The organism is Luteibacter rhizovicinus DSM 16549 (genome assembly GCF_001887595.1).
GTDB classification, from domain to species: domain Bacteria; phylum Pseudomonadota; class Gammaproteobacteria; order Xanthomonadales; family Rhodanobacteraceae; genus Luteibacter; species Luteibacter rhizovicinus.
This window is the reverse complement of sequence record NZ_CP017480.1, coordinates 3914183-3932392: the sequence shown is the minus strand read 5'-3', so window position 1 is coordinate 3932392 and position 18210 is coordinate 3914183. Positions and strand designations below refer to the sequence as shown.

Genomic DNA, 18210 nt, shown 5'->3' with positions numbered 1-18210 from the left:
GCTCAGCCGAGGCCGTCGAAAACGCTGAAACGTGCCGTTTCCAGATCGACCTCGGTCTTCAGGTAAAGGTTGAGGGGCAAGGGCTGTGCCCACATCGTCGCTTCGATGCTGAACGACAGCGTCAGACGGTCCATCCGCGCGGTGTCGGCCTTGACGTCCACATGCAACGTGGATGGGTCCAGGCGTGGTTCAAAGGTCGAGATCGCAGCGCGAATCCGCTGGCGTAGCACGTCGATATCGAGCCCGGCGATCGCCGCACCGGTCAGATCCGGAATGCCGTAGTCGAGGACCGAGGTCTCGACATACGGCAACCCGGCCAGCTCGTCCGAGGACCAGTGGCGCGTGCAATTGAACAGCCAGCCCAGGTCGCGCACGACGTACTCGCGTAGACGCGCGGCCGTGATCACACGCTTGTCCCGGCTCTCCTGCGCGACGTGGGGTTCGTCGTCGCGCAGGCGATCCAGCAGCGAGGGCTGCAGTCGCTCCTGGGTGGTCAGCTCGGCCATGCGGAGATCAGGCCGTGCCCTTCACCTGCTGCATGTCGTAGGTGAAGTCCTTGGTGCCACCCGTCGCCTTGCCCTTGTCGTCCTGGGGCTGGAACGAGTACTTGAACTTGCCGAAATGCAGGGTGATGTTTTCCGTCAGGCGCTCGTCGCCGCCGCTGCCGCCGGTCGACACCGAGGTAATCATGACGCCCTCGGTCAGCTCGATGGTCACGAAGTCGGTCTGTTCGCCCGTCGCATTGGTGACGTAGAGCGTGGCGCTGTCGACACGCGCACCGGTGCAGACCGCATTGAGCAGTGCGTTGGAGCAGGAGTCGACGAACTTGGTGATCGTGATGTCCTGTACGTTCGCCTTGCCGCCCGAGGCGTAGCCCGCGCCGGTATGCAGGTTGCCCGAGTTACTCGCGCCCCACGACCAGGCGATGATCGGCACCTGGTCCTTGTGCTTGGCATGGTTGGAAGCACCCTCGATCTTTACCTGACCGGGGCCGAACTTGAGATGCATGTCGAAAGCCATGAACGCTATCCTCATTTGACGCGTAGTAGTGAAGGACTCAGGCGGCCTTGCCGGACGGCAGGCGTGCAACCAGACGCAGCGACACCGTGAGGCCTTCGAGCTGGTAGTGCGGCTTGAGGTAGAACTTGGACGTGTAGTAACCCGGGTTACCCTCCACCTCCTCGACTACTACCTGCGCCGCAGCCAGCGGCTTGCGCGCCTTAGTCTCTTCGTTGGAATTGACCGGGTCGCCGTCCACGTAGTTGAGGATCCAGCGCGTGAGCCAGTCCTGCATCTGTTCGCGGGTGCTGAACGAGCCGATCTTGTCCCGCACGATGCACTTCAGGTAATGGGCGAACCGCGAGCAGGCGAACATGTAAGGCAAGCGTGCGCTCAGTGCCGCGTTGGCGGTCGCATCGGGATCGTCGTACTCCTCCGGGCGGGCCAGCGACTGGGCGCCGATAAAGGCCGCCATATCGGAATTCTTGCGATGCACGACCGGCATCAGGCCCATCTTGTCCAGCTCGGCCGAGCGACGGTCCGTGATGGCGATTTCCGTCGGGCACTTCATGTCGACGCCACCGTCATCGGTCGGGAAGACGTGCGCCGGCAGGTTGTCTACTGTGCCACCCGATTCCACGCCGCGGATACGCGTGCACCAGCCGTACTGCTTGAACGAACGATTGATGTTGACGCCCATCGCATACGCGGCGTTCTGCCAGGTGTACTTGGTGGAGTCGGCGCCACTGGTGTCTTCCTCGAAATCGAACTCGTCGACCGGATCGGTCTTGGCGCCGTAGGGCAGCCTGGAAAGCGTGCGCGGCATGGTCAAGGCCACGTACTTGGCGTCTTCGCTATCACGTAGCGAGCGCCATGCCGCGTAGTCGGGCGTCGAATAGATCTTGGCCAGGTCGCGCGGATTGGCGAGTTCGCTCCAGCCGTCCATACCGAGCAGGCCCGGCGCGGCGGCGGCGATGAACGGCGCATGCGAGGCGGCGGCTACCTGAGCCATGCCGCGAAGCAGCTCGACATCCTGTGGGCCGTGATCGAAGTAATAGTCGCCGATGAGGCAACCGTACGGCTCACCGCCGAGCTGGCCGTATTCCTCTTCGTACACCTTCTTGAAGATCGGGCTCTGGTCCCAGGCCGTGCCCTTGTAGCGCTTGAGCGTGCGACCGAGGTCGTTCTTGGAAAGATTGATCACGCGGATCTTCAGCTGCGGATCCGTCTCGGTGTTGGACACCAGATGGTGCAAGCCGCGCCAGGCACCTTCCAGCTTCTGGAAGTCCGGGTGATGCAGGATCAGGTTGACCTGCTCACTGAGCTTGCGATCGATCTCGGCGATATAGGCGTTGATCGTCTGCGTGACATCGTCGGAAACGATGTCCGAGCGATCCAACACCTGCTCGGCCAGCGTGCGGACGGCCGATTCGACCTCGACACGTGCACGCTCGCTTTTCGGGCGGAATTCCTTGGAAAGCAAGGCGGCGAAGTCGCCACCCTCGGTGGTCTGGACAAGAGCCTCGGCGGCTTGGGTCTGCGTGGTCGCCATGACTCAGTCTTCCTTTGTATCGGTGGTGGCCGAACGCGTCGCGGCAAGCGCCGCGAGCAGCGCGGGATCCTGGATGGCCTGCGCGATCAGCTTCTCCGCACCCGCTTTGCCGTCCAGGTAGGTACCGAGGTTGGCCAGTTGCGTGCGCGCCTCGAGCAGCTTCGCCAGGGGCTCGACGTGGCGGGCGATCGCCGCCGGCGAAAAGTCGTCTAAGTGGCTGAAGAGCATCTCGATGGCCAGGTTGCCCTCGCCCGTCAGCGTATTGGGAACGTTGAACGACACCGTCGGCCGGATCGACTCCAGGCGGTCGTTGAAGTTGTCGACGTCGATCTCGAGCGCCTTGCGCTCTTCCACGGGCGGCAGGTCACCAGCGCTCGCGCCGGAAAGGTCCGACATGACGCCCATGACGAACGGGATGCTCACTTTCTTCTGGGCGCCGTAGAGCTCGACGTCGTATTCGATCTGGACGCGCGGGGCGCGATTACGCGCAATGAACTTCTGGCTGCTCGGCTTGGCCATCGTTTTTTCCTGCGTTTGCAATAGGCATGATGAATCGCAAAGATGAAATGAGTTCATTCCATCAATGGGCGGCAAGTATCGGCCGGCATGCGTTACGGCTGAAATCGTTGCTCGGTATACGAGTCATAAGGAGGAATGATGGGTTCCTGCGGAACTTTGATGCCGTCCACTCGGCCGCGCACCCAACGATGTCGATCTCCAAGCTGCTCAATCGACGTAGGGATGCGGCCCCCTCGCCCGCCCCGGAGAAGCCTCGATGAAGAACCGTCCTCGCACCTATGTTCCGGGCGACGTCCCGGCCATCCGCGTTGGCCGCGCAGCTGCCTTGGCGGCGTCGCTTCTGCTTGGTCTCGCCAGCGGATCGCTACACGCAAAGGGCAGCCCCGGCATGGCGCCGATCGACGCCTACCTGTTGGACCGGACAAAGGAAATCAGCCTGGCCAGGAGCGCCGCCCCCGACGCCATCTCTAAAGATGCGACCATCCTGGTGCTGACGCGTAAGGGCTACGAAACGGCCGTCAAGGGAACCAATGGCTTCGTCTGCTACGTGGGGCGCGGTTTCGGCGGTGCGCCCGATTGGCCCGAGCGGTGGGACCCCAAGATTCTCGCCGCCGCCTGTGACAACCCGCCAGCGGTACCGACGATGACAGCCCTGCTCAAACTACGTACGGCCCTGACGCTTGCGGGTAAGAGCGATGCCGAGGTCATGGATCGCATTAAGGCCGCCCTGCGGACAAAGGAGATTCCGCCGCTCGCTGCCGGTGCCATGTGCTACATGATGTCCAAGGACGCGTACCTGTCTGCGCAGGGCGAACACAACATGGCGCATGTCATGTTTTACGTGCCCACCAAGGACGGCACGACCTGGGGTGCGAACCTGCCGGGCTCACCTGTGATGGGTGGTAACTACTGGTACTTGCTTCCGGGGCATGAGGCTGACGTTGCTGCGCTTCCGGCGATCTCGGTCTTTTTGGTTGCGACAAGTACGTACTCGGATGGGACTGCGGTTGCGCCGCACGCGATGTAAGTCATCTGCCCGTTTCTGCAACCCACGCCAGGGCGTCACCGATCCCGCGTACAAGGAGCCAACGACTCAGCCGAGCCAGGCCACCACTGCCTCGTCGCGTGCCGCCGCGGTCGCGTAGAAGGTGCAAAGCGCGCGGAGATTGTCCTTGATGTAGCGGCGACTGCCATCGCCGTTTGCGGCCCACTCACCCGAGTAGATCTCCGCATCATCAAGGCGCGACAGATCGACGGCAGCGACGATTGCATCAGGGTCGATGTCGCGTAGCTCCTCGGCGATGGCTTTGACGGTCATGGGATCGAGATGTCGCGCAGGGCCGTAGCCGAGGTCATCGCCGAAAGGTTCACCGCCAAAAACGACCTGCGAGAGCAATCCGGGATTTGGCCATGGCTCCCCGTTCAATACGAAGTGGATCGCGTGCCATGCCTTGTCGACATCAAGCTCGCCCTCGGCGCCGGACCCGGTGAACAGATGATCGGCCGACGCGGCATCGGTCATCGCGAGCTGGGCGGTTGCTGGATTGAGGCGGCGAAAGTAACCGATCATCGACATAGGTCATTCTCCACGGGGCGCTTCGTCGCAAATCGCAACGAGGGAAGGCTGCAGCATGGACGCGTCGAGCAACTGCCTTCGTGTCCACAGCTCTGACGCCGCCTTCGGGTATTCCGAGGCTGGCGGCTTCTCGCTGCACGGTAGCATTTACAACCTCCGACGGTGGCATCAGGCTAGATCGGGCCTTCCCGTTATAGTTCCTTGGCAATGGCCGTCAAGGGGCGGCCAGCGGAATCAGGAACATTGCATGGAACGGACTGCTTCGCCCACGGGTGAACACGGCGCTGCTCGCTCAGACAAGGTTTCCGTCGAATCTGTACCGACGGAAGACGCGCTGACCTTTGAATCGCTGAACCGACGTCTCTCTTCCATGCCGGACTACGATACGCCGTCGCCACAGTCGCGGCGGTGGTCGCGCGTCGGTCTGCTCACCGTACTGCTTGCCTACCTGGCAGCCTTTGTCATCCCGAGACTGCCAATCAACGGCGTCTCTCAAACGGCCCTGCTCTTGACAGTCCTTGTGTTCGAAGTAGCAGGATTGGGGGTGAACCTGTGGTTCACGCGTGGAGAGTTTACGAGCCTGATTCGGCCCTTAGAAGACTTTTCAAGGCAGCTTGATCACGACTTCCCCCACCATTTCGAAATTCGCAACTGGCTGCTCTCTCAGCCCGAAGAGAGGCTCGAGAAGTACGCATCCATGGCGGCCTTTCGCAAGGAGCGGTACACACAGAAGCTCCCCATGCTGGCTGGTGCCATTCCCACGCTAGGTGTCATCCCCGTCGTGGTCGCCGTCTATTTCCAGGGGCACCAATTGATCGAGGGCCGGCACTTGTCCTTGATCGATTGGTTTTTTGGCTTCGCACTCCTTTTCTTCTACGTGCTGACCTGGACCTCATCCATAACGAAGAGCCGACTCGAGGCCATGGACATGCACCTTCAGGGCGCCCTGGCCGAGGTAGAGAAGAACACGCAAACACCCGGCGATGCCAAGGAATGACAACAGGGATCCGATCATCTTCCCGAAAAGCTCGACCACTTCGCCCACCAATCAGAAACGCCAATCTACGATAAAGTCCCAGGCGCCCTCACAGCCAACCAGAGACCGCAGTGCATGACTGACGAAAAGAAGATCGAGAACCTCTCCCGTCGAACCTTCGTCACCAGCGCGGCGGTCGCCGCGACCGGGTTGATGATCGTGCCCCGCCATGTCCTCGGTGGGCCCGGCCATACGGCGCCCAGCGATCGACTGAACATCGCCGGCATCGGCGTGGGCGGCATGGGCGCGCACAATATCCGGAATCTGGCCGGCCAAAACATCGTCGCCCTGTGTGACGTCGACTGGGGCTATACCGAGAAGTCCTTCCGCAAGATGTTCGCCGGCATGGCGCAAACCCAGGCCCGGATCGACAAGGCCCCGACGGCCACGAAGCGCCGGGAGCTCCAGGAGGACCTCGTGAACACGAACCTCCTCGCCCGAAAATTCGATTCGATCAAGCGATATACCGACTACCGCCGCATGCTCGAGCAGCAGAATGACATCGACGCAGTCGTCATCGCCACACCAGACCACCTGCATGCGGTGATCGCCAGCGCGGCAATGAGTCTGGGCAAGCACGTGTACCTGCAAAAGCCGCTGACCTGGTCGATCGACGAAGCACGGTATCTGTCCAAGAAGGCCACCGACAATCCGCGGATCGTCACGCAGATGGGCAATCAGGGGCATTCGACCGACGATGCCCGCTTGATCAATGAGTACATCGCGGCGGGAGCGATCGGCGAGGTTCGCGAAGTCCATGTGTGGACAAATCGCCCGCTTGGCTACTGGCCGCAGGGCATTCCACGCCCCCAAGCCCGGCCGAAGCCGGACGACGCGAGCTGGGATCTGGGCGCAGTGACGGATCGCCTTGCCACGGCCATGGCCGGTAATTACCCGATGCCGCAGGGCCTGGCGTGGGATCTCTTCCTGGGCCCCGGCCCGGTCGTCGAATACCACCCCATCTACCATCCGTTCAATTGGCGCGGCTGGGTCGACTGGGGTGTCGGTGCCATTGGCGACATGGGCGCCCATCTGATCGATTCGCCGTTCTGGTCGCTGGACCTTGGCTTTCCGACGTCCGTGGAAACGGTCTCGACGCCGTTCAACAAGGACTCGTACCCCTCGGCGACCATGACCTACTACGACTTCCCGGCGCGCGGCAGCATGCCGCCGGTGCGGCTCACCTGGTACGACGGCGCCCTGCTCCCGCCCGGCCTCGAGGCGTTGGGATCCGAACAGATGAGCAAGGACGGCGGCGTCCTCTACGTCGGTGACAAGGGCAAGCTGATTCACGAGACCTACGGCGCGAACCCGCGGCTGCTGCCACAGTCACTGCACGATGCGGTGGGCACGCCTCCGCGGAAGCTCGCTCGCATCACCACCTCGCATGAAATGAACTGGGTGGAGGCCTGCAAAGGCAAAGCCGAGGCATCGTCGCCCTTCGCATACGGCGCGCGGCTGACCGAGGTCATGCTCCTGGGCATCGTGTCCCTGCGCGCGGGCGGCCGGATCGACTACGACGCGGCCAACATGCGCGTGACCAACAAGCCCGAAGCCAACGCCTTCCTGCGTCGCGACTATCGCGCTGGCTGGTCGCTGCTCTAGGCCGCCGCTCTATCGAGGCCCGGTCGATCCTCGCACGACCAGCTCGGCGGTCAACACCCGCTTGCGCGGGGGTACCTCCGGGTCGTTGAGGATCTCGATCAGCATCGTCATGGCCTCGCGTCCCAGCGCGTTCTTCGGCTGGGAAACGGTGGTCAAGGGTGGTGTGGTGTAGCGGGAAAAACGGATGTCGTCGAAGCCGACCACGGAGACGTCTTCGGGAATGCGCAAGCCACTGGAGATCAGGGCGCGCATGGCGCCGATGGCCATTTCGTCGTTGGCGCAGAACACCGCGCTGAAGGTCCTGCCCTGCGCGCGGAACATCTCGACGGCGCGTTCGCCAGCTTCGATCGAGAAATCACCGACGGCGGTGAGCGCAGGATCGATGGCGATCTTCGCCCGCTTCAGCGCCTTGTGGTAGCCCTGCTCGCGATCGACGCAGATCGGGCTCGACGACGGCCCAGCGATGAAGGCGATATCGCGGTGGCCCAGGGCCACGAGGTAGTCGACCGCCGCTGCCGACGCCGCGACGTTGTCGACATAGACGCTGGAGATGGCGCTGTCCTTGACGTATTCGCAGGCGTTGACGAGCGGCAGGCGCCCGGCCATGGGAATCGCTGGCACGCGATGGAACATCGTAATCATGCCGTCGGCCTGGCGAGCGGCGACCATGTCGGCATAGGCCTGTTCGCGCACGAGATTGCTCTGCGTCTCGCCCAGCAGCACGGAGTATCCGTTCTCGTAGGCGACCTGCTCGATACCTCGGATCACTTCCGAGAAGAACGGATTGGCGATGTCGGGAAGCAGCGCGACGATCAGCCGCGTCCGTGCCGTCCGCAGGTTGCGCGCGAGCGCATTGGGCGTATAGCCGAGGCGTTTGACGACCTCGTAGATGCGCTCCCGCGTATCCTCGCTCACCATTTCCGGTCGTTGCAGTGCACGGGAAACAGTTGCCACTGAAACCTTTGCGACCGCGGCAATTTCCTTCACCGTGCGCACGCGCTCAGGCTGCGGCGCAACATCGGCGCGCTTGCCCTTCCCGCCCTTTGGTTTTGCTTTTGACCCGTCTGAGCTCACGCGTTTTCCATTCCCGCTATGTTGCGGCGCAATGTAATGGATTACATAAAATCGTTGCAGGTCACTTCGCCCGTCTGGTACATATCTTGCCACGTTCGGGGCGGCGCACCCGCAAGTCGCCCGGGGAAAATCACGATTTCGCGCAGATGAAGAGCCCTCGGGCCATATGTCCGCTCGAATGTAATCGAATACATTTTCGGTGGCAGCGACGTCACCGGGGGAAAAACATGGCAAGCCAGTCGATCTCGACAAGCGCCAGGACCACCCATCGATGAGCCTCGGCATGGGACTCGTCGGCCCCGGCTTCATCGCCGCCCATCACCTCGATGCCGTGCGGCGCCTGGGTGACGTCGAGATCGTCGGCATCGCCGGCTCGAGCCTCGACTCCGCCACCCGCCGCGCACGCGAACTCAACGCCGGAAAGGCTTACGCGAATTACCGCGACCTGCTCGCCGATCCCGCCGTGCATGTGGTGCACAACACCACACCCAACTACCTGCATCGCGAGGTGTCGCTGGCTGCGTTGCGCGCGGGCAAGCACGTGATCTCGGACAAGCCCCTGGCCGCCTCGGTGCAGGAAGCCCGCGAGCTCTATGAAGCGGCGCGCGATGCCAACCTCGGTCACGTCGTCACGTTCAACTACCGCGGCTATCCCCTCGTGCAACAGGCACGCGCGATGATCGCCAAGGGCGATATCGGGCAAAGCGTTTTCGTTCACGGCTGCTATCTGCAGGACTGGCTCACCGACGAACGCGCGTACACATGGCGCCTCGATCCGAAGCTGGGCGGTGCCAGTTCCGCGCTCGGGGATATCGGCTCGCACTGGTGCGACCTGGCCGAGCACGTCACCGGCGCGCGCATCACCGCTGTACTGGCCGACCTGCAGACGGTGGTACCCCAACGCGAAGGCGCCGACGGAACGCGACACGACATCACGAGCGAAGACCTCGCCAGCGTGCTGCTCCGCTTCGACAACGGCGTCCGTGGCTGCGTCACCGTTGGCCAGGTGCTGCCCGGCCACAAAAACGATCTCCGCCTGGAGGTCAACGGGCGCGACGGCTCGCTGGCGTGGCGCCAGGAACAGCCCAACGAACTCTGGATCGGTCACCACGCGAAGGCGAACGCGGTGCTCACGCGCGACCCGTCGCTGCTGGACCCTTCCGCTCGCGCTTACGCGCACCTGCCCGCTGGCCATCCCGAAGCCTGGGCAGATGCGTTCCGCAACGTGATCGCTGACGCTTACACGTGGATCCGTAGCGGTGCGAAGCCGGACACGAAACCCGATGCCTTGCCCACGTTCGCCCACGGCTACCGCAACAGCCTGCTGGTGGACGCCATGCTGACGAGTCACGCCGCTGGCGGTGTGTGGCAGACCGTCGACGACCCTCTCGAACCCACACGTACCACGAGGACACGCGGATGAAATGGCGCCTTAGAGTGATGATGCTTTTCGAGTTCGGAATCTGGGGCGCGTGGTACGTCACGGTCGGTACCTGGCTTGGCAAGACGCTGCATTTCACCGGTACGGAAATCGGTGCCGTCGCGGGCACGACCGCCATCGGCGCAATCATCTCGCCGTTGTTCGTGGGGCTACTCGCCGACCGCCTCTTCGATACGCGTCGGGTACTCACCCTGTTGCACCTCCTGGGCGCCGTGCTGCTCGCAGTCGCCTCACAACAGACATCGTTCGTCGGCGTATACGCACCGCTGCTGGCTTACAGCCTCTGCTACATGCCGACCCTGGCCCTGACCGCCTCGCTGGCCATGCGCCATATCAAGGATCCACAGGAAGAATTCGGCGCGATTCGTGTGTTTGGAAGCATTGGCTGGATCGTGGTCGGCTTGATCGTCGGCGCCTGGGGCGTGGAGGCTACGGCATCGCCCCTGCTCCTGGCCGCCGGCCTCTCGGTCGTGATGGCGGGTTACTGCTTCACCCTGCCCCCGACCCCGCCGCTGGCCCGCAACACGCGTTTCGAACTGCGCCATGCACTGCCCCTCGAATCGCTGCACCTGCTGCGTGAGCGCTCGATGGCGGTGTTCGCTCTCGCTTCGTTCCTGATCTGCATCCCGCTTCAGTTCTACTACGCGTTTACCAACCTGTTCCTCAACGAGGCGGGCGTGGTCAACGCTGCCGGCAAGATGACCGGCGGGCAGATGTCCGAGCTGTTCTTCATGCTGCTGATTCCTTGGTTCTTCCGTCGCCTCGGCGTGAAGTGGATGCTCGCCGTCGGCATGCTCGCCTGGGTGGTGCGTTACGGCCTGTTCGCCTTCGGCGCTCCCGGCGAGCTGATGTGGATGCTCTGGCTCGGCATCGTCCTGCATGGCGTCTGCTTCGACTTCTTCTTCGTCGTGGGCCAGATCTACATCGATCGCGAAGCTCCGCCTGCGTTGCGCGCGGCGACGCAGGGTCTCATCACCTTCCTGACCTACGGTCTGGGCATGTTCGTCGGTTCCTGGTTGTCCGGCGCGGTGGTCGAGCACTACACGCGAGCTGATGGGACGCACGACTGGCACGGCATCTGGGTCATTGCCGGCGCCTTCGCAGCCGCCGTCTTCGTCCTCTTCGTCTTGCTCTTCAAGGATCGCAAGGCTGCCGCAGCCGCGACTATCCACTCAGCCGGAACCATCCACTCATGATGAATCGCAGGCAGTTCCTCACGCGTTCCGCGTTGTGCGGCACGGTGCTTGGCCTCGGGCTCGCTGGCCCGGGAAAGCTTCTCGCCGCCGCGGCGAAGGGCAAGGGGCTCGGCATCCAGCTCTACATGGTCCTCGACGCGTACAAGACCGACCCGGTCGGCACGCTCAAGACGCTGAAGTCGATCGGTTACACGGAGATCGAAGCCATCATCACGACGACGGCCGGGACACTTCGTGATCAGCTGAAGGAAGCCGGGCTGGCGTGCCCGAGCCTGCATTTCGACAGCCTCGGCTTCGAGGCGGGCATCGAAGCGGCACACACGCTGGGCGCGAAGTACATCGTCAGCAGCATGCTGCCGTCGATCATGCAGAAAGAAGCGAACAAGGCGGGAGATCCGGGTTATTCGCTCGATGACGCCAAGCGCACCGCCGAATACGCCAATCGTCTGGGCGAAAAGGCCAGCAAGGCCGGCCTCCAGTACGCGTACCACAACCACCACGCCGAGTTCACCGACGTGGGCGGCGGACAGGTGTTCTACGACATCCTCCTGAAAGAGACGGACAAGCATCTCGTCCAGTTCGAGCTCGACTGCGGCTGGGTGTCTGCGGGTGGCAAGAACCCTGCCGATTATTTCAAGGCCAATCCGGGCCGCATCCCCCTGATGCACGCGAAGGATTTCCTGCGCGGCGATCAGAAGGATTACCCGGGTGCCGAACTCGGGCGCGGCAAGCTCGACTACAAACCGATCATGGCGGCCGCCGACTCGTCCGGACTGAAGCACTGCTTCGTCGAACAGGAAGGCCCGTTCGCTCGCATGAGCTCGCTTGACGCCGCGCGCGTCGACTTCGATTACCTGCGTCCGTTGCGCTGAAGGGAAAGCATGGAAAAGAACACATTCGACGCCATTGTCGTGGGCACCGGCGTCAGCGGTGGCTGGGCTGCCAAGGAGCTCACCGAGAAGGGCCTGAAAACGCTCGTGCTCGACCGCGGCCCGATGGTCCAGCACCTCGACTATCCCACGGCCATGAAGGCACCCTGGGAACTGCCGTACGGCGATGAGCCGACGCAGGAAGACCTCGCCCGGTGGCCCAAGCACACGCGTCCGTCCTTCTACGGCATCACCCAGTCCACCAAGCACTGGTTCGCCGATGACATCGACAACCCGTATGAGGAAACCAAGCCCTTCGACTGGTTCCGCGGCTACCACGTCGGCGGACGCTCGCTGATGTGGGGCCGGCAGAGCTATCGCTTCAGCCAGATGGACTTCGAGGCGAACGGCAAGGAGGGTGTGGGCGCGGATTGGCCCATCCGCTACGACGACCTCGCCCCGTGGTACGACCACGTCGAGCATTTCATCGGCGTCAGCGGCAATACCGATCACCTGGCCCAGCTGCCCGACGGCGATTTCCTTCCGCCCATGGAGCTCAACTGCGTCGAGAAGGACTTCCAGGGAAAGCTGGACAGCAAGTTCAATCGCAAACTGATCATTGGCCGCACCGCCAACCTGTCTGCGCCGCTGAAACACGACCAGAGCCCGCAGCGCGGCACCTGCCAGTATCGCAACCTGTGCATGCGTGGCTGTCCGTTCGGTGGCTACTTCAGCAGCAACTCGTCGACCCTGCCCTCCGCCGAGCGCACGGGCAACATGACGATGGTGACCAATGCCATCGTGTACGAGCTGATCTACGACAATGAGAAGGGCAAGGCCACCGGTGTTCGCGTACTCGACGCGGAGACGGGAAAGCAGACCGAGTACTTCGCTCGTGTGATCTTCATGTGCGCGTCCACCTTCGGCACGGCGCATATCCTGATGAACTCGACCTCGAGCCGCTTCCCGAACGGCTTCGGTAACGACAGCGGCGAGCTGGGCCACAACATCATGGACCACCTGTTCGGCACCGGCGCGCGCGCCATGGTCGACGGCCATGAAGACCGCTATTACTCCGGTCGACGCCCTAACGGCTTCTACATTCCCCGCTATCGCAACGTCGGCACGGACAAACAGAAGTACCTGCGCGGTTTCGGCTTCCAGGGCGGCGCGGGCCGCCAGGACTGGACGCGTCTCGTCCAGCAGGAGGCGCTGGGTGAGGAGCTCAAGCGCGCCGCGCAAGAGCCCGGACCGTGGTATGTCTCGATGATGGGCTTCGGCGAGATGCTGCCCTCGCACAAGAACTTCGTGACGCTGGACCGCAACCACAAGGACAAATACGGCCTGCCCGTGCTCAATTTCGATGCCGCGCATCAGGAAAACGAGATCATGATGGGCAAGGCCATCATCGAGGATGCGATGGAGATGCTGACCGGTGCGGGCTACCGGAACGTGAACTCGTTCTCGATGAAGGCCAACGTCGGCGCCGGCATCCATGAAATGGGTACCGCGCGCATGGGTCGCGACCCGAAGACCTCGGTGCTCAACGGCTGGAACCAGGTTCACGCCTGCAAGAACGTTTTCGTGACCGACGGTTCGGCCATGGCGTCATCCGCCTGCCAGAACCCGTCCCTCACGTACATGGCGCTGACCGCACGCGCGGCCAATCACGCCGTGGAAGAACTCAAGCGCGGCAACCTGTGAGGAACTCGCCATGAATCGTCGCGAATGGTTGAAAAACATGTCCGCGCTGGCGATCGGTGCCATCGCCGGCCCGTCATTGCTTGCCGTGTTCGACGCGCACGCCGCATCGCAGAAGCCGGAGGCGAAGCCCCAGTTCTTCAAACCTGCCCAGTACAGCCTGGTCGGCGCCGTATCGGAGATCGTGATTCCGCGCACCGATACACCGGGAGCACTCGATGCAGGCGTACCGTTGTTCATCGACCAGCTCTTCCAGGCCGTCTATAGCAAGGCTGACCAATCGCGTTACCTTGCCGCCATGGCGGCCTTCGACAAGGCGGGCGGCAAGCCCTTCCTGCAGCTCGACGACGCCCAGCGCAAGGCGCTGGTGACCCGGCTGCACGCCGAGGCACTGCGCGTGCCCAAGGGCAGCAAGCCGGCACCGGCAGCCGACTTCGTGCTGATGAGCAAGAAGCTCACCATGCTCGGCTTCTTCCTGTCGCAACCGGGTTGCACGCAGGTGCTTCAATACGATCCCGTGCCGGCTGCGTGGAAGGCCGATATCCCGCTGGCCAAGGCGGGGAATGGCCGAGCCTGGGCCGTCGAAACCGAACTGAAGATCTGACATGAAGACACTCAAGGGTCCGGGCATCTTCCTCGCCCAGTTCGCCTCGGACGAGGCGCCGTTCAACACCCTGCCCGACATCGCGCGCTGGGCCGCGTCGCTCGGCTTCGTCGGTGTACAGATTCCCTCCAACGATCGCCGCCTGTTCGATCTCGAACAAGCTGCGGCGAGCAAGACCTACTGCGACGACATCACCGGCATGCTGGCTGAGCACGGCCTGGCCGTGACCGAGCTGTCCACGCACCTGCAAGGGCAGCTGGTCGCGTCGCACCCCGCGTACGATCGCCTGTTCGACGGCTTTGCGCCGCCGGCCCTTCGTGGGCACACACCCGAGCGTCAGGCATGGGCGGTGCAGCAGCTCAAGCTGGCGGCCACGGCTAGCAAGAACCTCGGCCTGACGTCGCACGCCACGTTCTCGGGCGCCCTGGCTTGGCACCTGTTCTACCCATGGCCGCAGCGCCCAGCGGGACTGATCGAAGAGGCCTTCGCGGAACTCGGTAAGCGTTGGAAACCCATCCTCGATGCGTTCGACGAGGTGGGTGTGGATGTCTGCTACGAACTCCACCCCGGCGAAGACCTGCATGACGGTGCCACCTTCGAGCGCTTCCTCGACGCGGTCGACCATCATCCACGCGCCAACATCCTCTTCGATCCGAGCCACATGGTCCTGCAGCAGATGGACTATCTGCAGTTCATCGACAACTACCACGAGCGTATCCGCGCCTTCCACGTGAAGGACGCCGAGTTCCGTCCCAATGGACGCTCGGGCGTCTATGGCGGCTACCAGGGCTGGATCGATCGCCCCGGGCGTTTCCGCTCGCTTGGCGACGGCCAGATCGATTTCGGGGCGATCTTCAGCAAGCTCGCGCAATACGACTATCCCGGCTGGGCGGTGCTCGAATGGGAATGCTGCATCAAGGATGCGCAGCAGGGCGCGAAGGAAGGCGCACCCTTCATCCGCGACCACATCATCAAAGTCACCGAGCGCGCCTTCGACGATTTCGCGTCGACGGGCAGCGATCGCATGTTCAACCGACAGATCTTGGGGCTCGAATGAACGGAACGGACGACACGACCCATATCGGCCGTCGCAACGCGTTGGGACGCCTGGCCACCGTGGCGGCGATGGCAGGGGCAGCACCCCTGCTCGCCTCCGCTGCAACCTCCGGCGGCAAGGCGACCGCGCCGGTCGCCACGCGTGGACGGCTCAAGCAATCGCTCAGCCGCTGGACCTCGAAGGCGCCGCTTCCCGAGTTGTGCAAACGCCTGAAGGCCATCGGTTTCACGGGCGTCGACCTGCTCTACGCGGACGAATGGTCGGTCGTGACGGATAGCGGGATGGCCGTGTCGATGGGTTACCCGGCCAAGCGGGATAACTTCATCGAATTCGGCTTCAACGATCCCGCGAACCACGCCACGCTGATCAAGGAAATCGAGGCGACCATCCCACTGGCAAAGCGCGCAGGCGTGACCAACGTCATCACCATGTTCGGCAACCGCAAGGCCGGCATCTCCGACCAGCAGGCTGTCGAAAACTGCGTCGCCGGACTGTCGAAGATTGCGCCCTACGCCGCGGAAAACGGCATCACGCTCTGCGTCGAGCTGCTGAACAGCAAGGTGGATCACCACGGCTACCAGGGCGACCACACGGCATTCGGTGTCGCCGTCGCCAAGGGCGTCAATTCACCTGCCGTCAAGCTGCTCTACGACATCTACCACATGCAGATCATGGAAGGCGACGTGATCCGCACCGTCCGCGACAACATCCAGTGGATCGGACATTTCCACACCGGCGGCGTGCCCGGTCGCCACGAGATCGATGGCACGCAGGAACTGAACTATCGCGCCATCGCCACCGCCATCGCGGATCTGAACTACCAGGGCTTCATCGCGCATGAGTTCATGCCGTCGCGCCCGGATCCGTTCGAATCGTTTGCCGAAGCATTCAGGACGTGTACGGTATGACATCTTTCCAGGAGTTCCCATGAAGCGCCCCAAGCCGGCAACCCTCGCTCTCTTCACTCTGGCGATGGTCGGATCGTCATGCGCCTCGGCGCAGGATGATCCGAAGGCCACGGAACAATGGGCACCGGTCCCGAAGGTCGTCGCGCCTGGCGTGAAGGAACAAGCCCCACCCTCCGATGCGATCGTGCTGTTCGATGGTCGCGATCTGGCTGGCTGGGAAGCCTCGAAGGATCACTCTCCGGCCCGCTGGAACGTGCATGACGGTGTGGTCACCGTCGACAAGACCACGGGGAACATCCAGACCCGGCAGCATTTCCGCGATTACCAGCTTCACCTCGAATGGCAGATCCCGAAAGACATCACGGGTGAAGGCCAGGCGCGTGGTAACAGCGGCGTCTTTCTCGCCTCCACGGGCCCGGGCGATGAAGGCTACGAAATCCAGATCATGGATTCGTGGGAGAACAAGACCTACGTCAATGGTCAGGCCGCAAGCGTCTACAAGCAGGCCGCGCCGCTGGTGAACGCGGCACGCCGCCCCGGCGAATGGCAGAGTTACGACATCGTCTGGACGGCGCCCGTGTTTGCCGCCGATGGTTCGGTGAAGTCGCCGGCTTACGTCACGCTGTTCCATAACGGCGTGCTGGTGCAGAACCACACCCAGCTTACCGGCGAGACCTTTTACATCGGCAAGCCGAAGTACAAGCCGTATAGCGATGCGCCGATCAAGCTGCAGGCGCATGGTGACCATTCCCAACCGATCAGCTTCCGGAACATCTGGGTGAGGCCGCTGGATTGATCATTGTCCACGTGGTCTAGACGCTCGCGTCGCTCTGCGAGGCCCGCGCCAATGCCTGAGTATCGATGTACTCACGAATGCTCGTCAGCTTGCCATCTCGAACGGTGATGGCGAAGACCCAATGGTCCTCGAAGGTCTTATTCGTGGCTTTGATCTTTCCCTCGGCCAGGCCGATGACCAGCACGCGATCTCCCTGAGCCACGTATTCGGGAGGCTTCGGATAGGAGGTCTCCACCGCCTCGGAAGCCTTCTTGAGCACGTTGGCTAATCCCGCGTGCCCACGGTGCGTGCCAGCCAGCGGCCAGCCATCACCGGGAATGATCCACTCGATATCTTCGGCGGACAACGCCAGCAAAGCGGGTTCATCGCCGCGACCCATGGCTGCGAAGAAGGCCTTCACAGCCTGGACATTCTCTTGTGTGCTCATCGATATGTCTCCATCGTTCCGGGGGCCAAGTCAGAGTTGAGCCAGGCCACCGTCGACGGCGACTTCGCTGGCAGTCATGAAACTGCTGTCCGACGATGCGAGGAAAGCAGCCGCTGCTGCGATCTCCGATGGATCGGCCATGCGCTGGAGTGGCGTCATCGAGGCGTAGACCTTCTGGCCTTCCTCACCGAGTGCCGCCTTCGCGAGTTCGGTTGCCGTCGCTCCGGGGGACAACACGTTGACCCGGATGCCCGTGCCCTTCAGATCTTCTGCCCATGTGCGTGCGAGATTGCGGACAGCGGCTTTACTGGCGCTATAAGCGCTCATCGTTGGGGCGCCCGTCGTACCCGCGCTCGAGCCGGTCAGGATGATCGAACCACCTTCGCCCATCAGCGGCAATGCTTTCTGGATGGTAAAGATCGTGCCCTTCACATTGGTATCGAAGTGTTCGTCAATGTGCGCAGCGGTGATCTCACCGAGCTTGGCCTGGCTTCCGGCCCCGGCATTGGCGAAGACGATATCGAGGGTTCCGCGCTCCGATTTCACCGCCGCGTAGAGACGGTCGAGGTCTGCCTCATCGGACACCGAGCCCTTCACAGCGCGGGCATGGGGTCCAAGGACGGCTAGCGCGGCGTCGAGCGCATCCTGCCGGCGGCCGTAGATGAAGACAAACGCGCCTTCTTCGACGAAGCGCTTGGCAGCCGCAAGGCCGATGCCCGTAGCGCCGCCGGTGATGACAGCGGTCTTTCCATTCAATCGGTTCATGTTGCGCATCCTCATTAGCGTTGTGTGAAAGCAGCGAACTGCTTGCTTGAGGAAAAGGATGCGGGCCTAATAACCTATCGACAAG

19 protein-coding genes are annotated in these 18210 nt (G+C 62.8%); 11 read left to right on the top strand and 8 right to left on the bottom strand.

The window, feature by feature from the left end; translation table 11 throughout:
* Positions 1-2 precede the first annotated feature (2 nt).
* The 4 genes from tssE to tssB are packed head-to-tail and all read right to left on the bottom strand — an operon-like array spanning position 3 to position 3070.
* Positions 3-506 carry a type VI secretion system baseplate subunit TssE gene (gene tssE, locus BJI69_RS17975; protein ID WP_046967721.1) on the bottom strand — a complete coding sequence of 168 codons (504 nt, stop codon included), beginning with the start codon at positions 504-506 and terminating at the stop codon, positions 3-5.
* A 7-nt stretch (positions 507-513) separates the two neighbouring features.
* The gene (locus tag BJI69_RS17970) at positions 514-1020 is read right to left on the bottom strand and encodes an Hcp family type VI secretion system effector (RefSeq protein ID WP_046967722.1); all 507 of its coding nucleotides are present in this window, start codon (positions 1018-1020) and stop codon (positions 514-516) included.
* A 37-nt stretch (positions 1021-1057) separates the two neighbouring features.
* Positions 1058-2551: a type VI secretion system contractile sheath large subunit gene (gene tssC / locus BJI69_RS17965; protein ID WP_046967723.1), complete on the bottom strand. Its 1494-nt coding sequence runs from the start codon at positions 2549-2551 to the stop codon at positions 1058-1060.
* Between the two features lie 3 nt (positions 2552-2554).
* Positions 2555-3070 carry a type VI secretion system contractile sheath small subunit gene (gene tssB / locus BJI69_RS17960; RefSeq protein WP_046967724.1) on the bottom strand — a complete coding sequence of 172 codons (516 nt, stop codon included), beginning with the start codon at positions 3068-3070 and terminating at the stop codon, positions 2555-2557.
* Between the two features lie 256 nt (positions 3071-3326).
* On the opposite strand from tssB, the gene BJI69_RS17955 reads away from it, so the two are divergent.
* On the top strand, positions 3327-4097 hold the full coding sequence (locus BJI69_RS17955; RefSeq protein WP_052767191.1) for a hypothetical protein: 771 nt from the start codon (positions 3327-3329) through the stop codon (positions 4095-4097).
* 66 nt (positions 4098-4163) lie between these two features.
* Here BJI69_RS17955 and BJI69_RS17950 read toward each other — a convergent pair whose 3' ends face one another.
* On the bottom strand, positions 4164-4646 hold the full coding sequence (locus BJI69_RS17950) for a YfbM family protein (RefSeq protein WP_052767192.1): 483 nt from the start codon (positions 4644-4646) through the stop codon (positions 4164-4166).
* A 247-nt stretch (positions 4647-4893) separates the two neighbouring features.
* Between BJI69_RS17950 and BJI69_RS17945 the strand changes: the two genes are divergently transcribed.
* Both BJI69_RS17945 and BJI69_RS17940 read left to right on the top strand, forming a co-directional pair.
* Positions 4894-5643, top strand: coding sequence for a hypothetical protein (locus BJI69_RS17945; RefSeq protein WP_046967725.1), 750 nt, complete (start codon positions 4894-4896; stop codon positions 5641-5643).
* A 114-nt stretch (positions 5644-5757) separates the two neighbouring features.
* Entirely contained in the window at positions 5758-7287 is a 1530-nt protein-coding gene (locus BJI69_RS17940) for a Gfo/Idh/MocA family protein (RefSeq protein WP_046967726.1), read from the top strand.
* Between the two features lie 9 nt (positions 7288-7296).
* On the opposite strand, the gene BJI69_RS17935 is transcribed toward BJI69_RS17940, so the two are convergent.
* Complete coding sequence (locus tag BJI69_RS17935) at positions 7297-8241, bottom strand: LacI family DNA-binding transcriptional regulator (RefSeq protein WP_244890693.1); 945 nt, start codon at positions 8239-8241, stop codon at positions 7297-7299.
* Positions 8242-8632: 391 nt separating this feature from the next.
* Here BJI69_RS17935 and BJI69_RS17930 point away from each other — a divergent pair, with 391 nt between their 5' ends.
* From BJI69_RS17930 to BJI69_RS17895, 8 genes are read left to right on the top strand one after another with little or no spacing between them, the layout of a single operon-like run.
* Positions 8633-9784, top strand: a complete 1152-nt coding sequence (locus BJI69_RS17930) for a Gfo/Idh/MocA family protein (RefSeq protein WP_244465268.1) — start codon at positions 8633-8635, stop codon at positions 9782-9784.
* Positions 9781-10998 carry a nucleoside permease gene (locus BJI69_RS17925; RefSeq protein WP_071925029.1) on the top strand — a complete coding sequence of 406 codons (1218 nt, stop codon included), beginning with the start codon at positions 9781-9783 and terminating at the stop codon, positions 10996-10998. Before BJI69_RS17930 ends, BJI69_RS17925 begins: the two co-directional genes overlap by 4 nt.
* On the top strand, positions 10995-11870 hold the full coding sequence (locus BJI69_RS17920) for a sugar phosphate isomerase/epimerase family protein (RefSeq protein ID WP_046967729.1): 876 nt from the start codon (positions 10995-10997) through the stop codon (positions 11868-11870). Before BJI69_RS17925 ends, BJI69_RS17920 begins: the two co-directional genes overlap by 4 nt.
* Before the next feature lie 9 nt (positions 11871-11879).
* Positions 11880-13571, top strand: a complete 1692-nt coding sequence (locus BJI69_RS17915; RefSeq protein ID WP_046967730.1) for a GMC oxidoreductase — start codon at positions 11880-11882, stop codon at positions 13569-13571.
* 10 nt (positions 13572-13581) lie between these two features.
* Complete coding sequence (locus tag BJI69_RS17910) at positions 13582-14172, top strand: gluconate 2-dehydrogenase subunit 3 family protein (protein ID WP_046967731.1); 591 nt, start codon at positions 13582-13584, stop codon at positions 14170-14172.
* A gap of 1 nt (position 14173) precedes the next feature.
* A complete protein-coding gene (locus BJI69_RS17905; RefSeq protein WP_046967732.1) occupies positions 14174-15229 on the top strand; it encodes a sugar phosphate isomerase/epimerase family protein in 1056 nt (351 codons plus the stop codon).
* Complete coding sequence (locus tag BJI69_RS17900; RefSeq protein WP_046967733.1) at positions 15226-16137, top strand: hydroxypyruvate isomerase family protein; 912 nt, start codon at positions 15226-15228, stop codon at positions 16135-16137. The genes BJI69_RS17905 and BJI69_RS17900 overlap by 4 nt, the downstream gene beginning before the upstream one ends.
* A 19-nt stretch (positions 16138-16156) precedes the next feature.
* A complete protein-coding gene (locus tag BJI69_RS17895) occupies positions 16157-16933 on the top strand; it encodes a 3-keto-disaccharide hydrolase (protein ID WP_046967734.1) in 777 nt (258 codons plus the stop codon).
* 16 nt (positions 16934-16949) lie between these two features.
* On the opposite strand, the gene BJI69_RS17890 is transcribed toward BJI69_RS17895, so the two are convergent.
* Both BJI69_RS17890 and BJI69_RS17885 read right to left on the bottom strand, forming a co-directional pair.
* Positions 16950-17360, bottom strand: coding sequence for a nuclear transport factor 2 family protein (locus tag BJI69_RS17890; protein ID WP_046967735.1), 411 nt, complete (start codon positions 17358-17360; stop codon positions 16950-16952).
* A gap of 30 nt (positions 17361-17390) precedes the next feature.
* The gene (locus BJI69_RS17885; RefSeq protein WP_046967736.1) at positions 17391-18125 is read right to left on the bottom strand and encodes an SDR family NAD(P)-dependent oxidoreductase; all 735 of its coding nucleotides are present in this window, start codon (positions 18123-18125) and stop codon (positions 17391-17393) included.
* Between the last annotated feature and the right edge of the window lie 85 nt (positions 18126-18210).